Raw genomic sequence first — 3,112 nt, forward strand, 5'->3', positions numbered from 1 at the left:
GGACTGGCTCCGCCTGCCCCGCCCCGCCGCCCTCCCCGGCATCCTGGCGCTGCGGCTACCGCCCCGCCCCCCGGAGGACCCCGACCGCATCCCGGCCCGGCAACTCGTCAGCGGCGCGGTCGTCTCCTTCCTGATGGGGTGGCTGCTGTGGTCGTTGTTGTGGCATGGCTATCTGGGCAGTTACTGGCAGTGGCCTCTCGCCGCGCTCACTCCCGAGTCGTGGAGGGACGAGGGCGACAAGACGCTATATGTATTGGCAGCTTGGATCTACAACAGTGGCGTGTTCATCGGCCTGGCCGTCTTCTTCGGCCGCATCGGCCGCTGGGACGAGCTGGCGCGGCGGGTGGTCGCGCGGTTGCGGGCCGGGGGTGGGGACGGGACGGGGGGAGCCGTCCCCGACCGTCCCGTGGAGCCGGCCCCCGCCCCTCCTCCCCACCAGGACCCCGTGGAGTGGCCCGAGTTGCGGGCCGGGGGTGCCGGGGAGGCCGCGGACAGGCTGGCGGCCGAGCTGCGGGCCGGGCGGATGACGGATGTGGACCAGGCCCGGATCGAACGGGCGTGGCAGGCCGTGCGGGCGAGGCCGCAGCGGCTGACGGCGTTCGTGGAGAGCGTGCTCGCCGACGGGGCGGAGGCGTGCGGGCATCCCTCGGGAGCCCGGGACCTGCCGGTGCGGGCCGCCCGGCACGACCTCTCGGTGCGCCAGGTCCGCATCGGCAGGGCCGCGGACTCGGAGCGCAATCCGCACGACTACCGGGGTGCGGGCATCGCGCTGGACCCCTCGGTGCTGGGCACGTCGGCGCTGGCCGTGGGGCCGCCGGGGACGGGGAAGACGACGAAGCTGGCCCGGCCCGTGGTGGAGTCGCTCTGTCTGCAGGCGCTGGCCGGGCAGGCGGCCGTGATCGCGGTGAGCCCGGCGGGCTCGCACTTCGTGCCCGACGACGCGTTCGATCTCGTCATCCGTCTGGGGCACCCGGACTCGACCCACGATCTGGACCTCTACGGCGGGACGACCGACCCGGACGAGGCGGCCGGGATGCTCGCCGAGGCGCTGGTCGGCGATCTGGTGGCGGCGCTTCCGGGCGGGGACAGCAGGCGGGCGGCGACGTCGCTGGCCCAGATGATCGGCCCGTTCGCCGCCGTGCATCAGCGGTTCCCCACGGTGCCGGAGCTGCGGGAGCTGCTGGACGGGGGTCCGGGCGCCCTGGACGCGCTGCGGGAGGCGCTGCGTGCCGAGGGGCAGAGCAGTCAGCTGCGCGAACTGGACGCGTTCGAGCGCCAGTCGGGGCGCGCCGGGGACATCGCCGCCCTGCTGGCCGACCGCATCGCGCTGCTGGACCGGCCCGCGTTCGCGGACTTCTTCCTGCCCGAGGGGAGCCCCAGGGCGGCGAAGGGCCGCCGCCCCTTCTCGTTGCGGGCGCTGGAGCATCCGTTGCGGGTGCGTATCGACCTGCCGGAGCGGGGGCACGCGGAGGCGTCCCGGATCCTGGCGCGGCTGGTGCTGGCCCAGTTCACCGAGTGCGCGGTGGCCCGCGGTGACCAGTCGCTGTTCGCCTCTCTTGTGCTGGACGACGCGGCGCAGACCATCACCCCGCAGGCGCTGCGCGGGCTCCAGCGGCTGCGCTCGGCGTACGCGGGTGTGCTACTGACGCTGCGCGCGCTGGACGATGTGCCCGAGCCGCTGCGCGGCCCGCTGCTGGGCGCCGTGGGCTGCCGCATGGTGTGTGCCGGGGTCACGCCGTGGGACGCGGAGCGGTTCGCCGAGGTGTGGGGTACGGAGTGGGTCCAGACCCGTACGGTCACCAACCGCCAGCTGGTCTCCGACGAGCCGGTCACCCGCATGCTGCACGCGGTCCGCCGGTTGGCGACGGGGAAGCATGTGACGGCCGAGTCGGTCACCGTGCGCAGTGAGCAACGGGAGCGGTGGTCGGCTTCGGACCTGGCCAACGAGTTGCAGCCCGAGCACGCCGTGCTCTCCTTCACCACGGTGCGTGGTGAGCGGACGCCGCCGATCCTCACCAGACTGGGGGAGTGACGTGCCCGGTGCCGCGGGCGCGCGGACGAAGGTGATGCGGGGCACATGCCCGAATGAGTGAATGACCGAACAGGGGCGGACGCCTGTACGGTGAAATGCGTTATGTCACCGACTCTCGCGACGCTCGTCCAGAACTCCGCGCTCCGCCTCTCCGTGCTCGCGGGGCACGACCGGCTGGACGCCTCCGTGCGGTGGGCGCACGCCAGTGAGCTGGCCGATCCGACTCCGTACATGGACGGCGGCGAGCTCATACTCTTCACGGGCCTCAAGCTCGACGCGGCCGACCCCGAGGTGATGCGCGCCTACGTGGAGAAGCTGGTGGGCAAGGGTGTGGTGGGGCTCGGTTTCGCGGCCGGTGTCAACTACGAGGGGGTGCCCCAGGCGCTGGTCGAGGCCTGCCGGGACGCCGGGCTGCCCCTGCTCGAGGTGCCCCGGCGCACCCCGTTCATCGCGATCAGCAAGGCGGTCTCGGCGGACATCGCCGCGGAGCAGTACCGGGCGGTGACCGCGGGCTTCGACGCCCAGCGGGAGATGACCCGCGCCGCCCTCTCCCGCGAGGGCCCCTCCGCGCTGCTGGCCCGGCTGGCCTCCCAGGTCGACGGCTGGGCCGCGCTCTACGACGCGTCCGGGAGCGTCGTGGCCACCGCCCCGGCCTGGGCCGTGCGGCGGGCGGCGCGCTTCGTGAGGGACGCCGAGCGGCTGCGGGACCGGCCGGCGCCGGCCAGCGCGGTCGTCAGCGAGGCGGACAGCGGGGACGACCGTGTCGAACTCCAGTCGATCGGCAGCGGCCGGCGCGCCAAGGCCGTCCTGGCGGTGGGCACGGCGGCGCCGCTCGGCACGGCGGAACGGTACGCGGTGAACTCGGCCATCGCCCTGCTCACCCTCACCACCGAACGGTCCCGCGCCCTGCAGGAGGCCGAGCAGCGGCTGGGCGCCGCGATCATGAAGATGCTGCTCGTCGGGGAGGGCGACCACGCGCGAGCCGTGGCCGGACAGCTTTACGGCGGGCTGCTGGACGCCCCGATGCGGGTGATCGTCGCAGAGCCGGCCTCCGCTGCCGCCGCTCGCTACGCGCAGGAG

General features: G+C 74.1%; 2 protein-coding genes. Both read left to right on the forward strand.

Annotated elements, in window-relative coordinates; translation table 11 throughout:
* A partial coding sequence (locus tag FM076_RS24495; protein WP_173873084.1) for an ATP-binding protein occupies window positions 1-2,032 on the forward strand: 2,032 nt, incomplete at its 5' end.
* Between the two features lie 102 nt (window positions 2,033-2,134).
* Window positions 2,135-3,112 (forward strand): PucR family transcriptional regulator ligand-binding domain-containing protein (locus tag FM076_RS24500; RefSeq protein ID WP_173873085.1); only part of this gene is annotated, 978 nt, incomplete at its 3' end.

The sequence above is a fragment of the Streptomyces albus subsp. chlorinus genome, assembly GCF_013302895.1.
GTDB classification, from domain to species: Bacteria; Actinomycetota; Actinomycetes; order Streptomycetales; family Streptomycetaceae; genus Streptomyces; species Streptomyces chlorinus.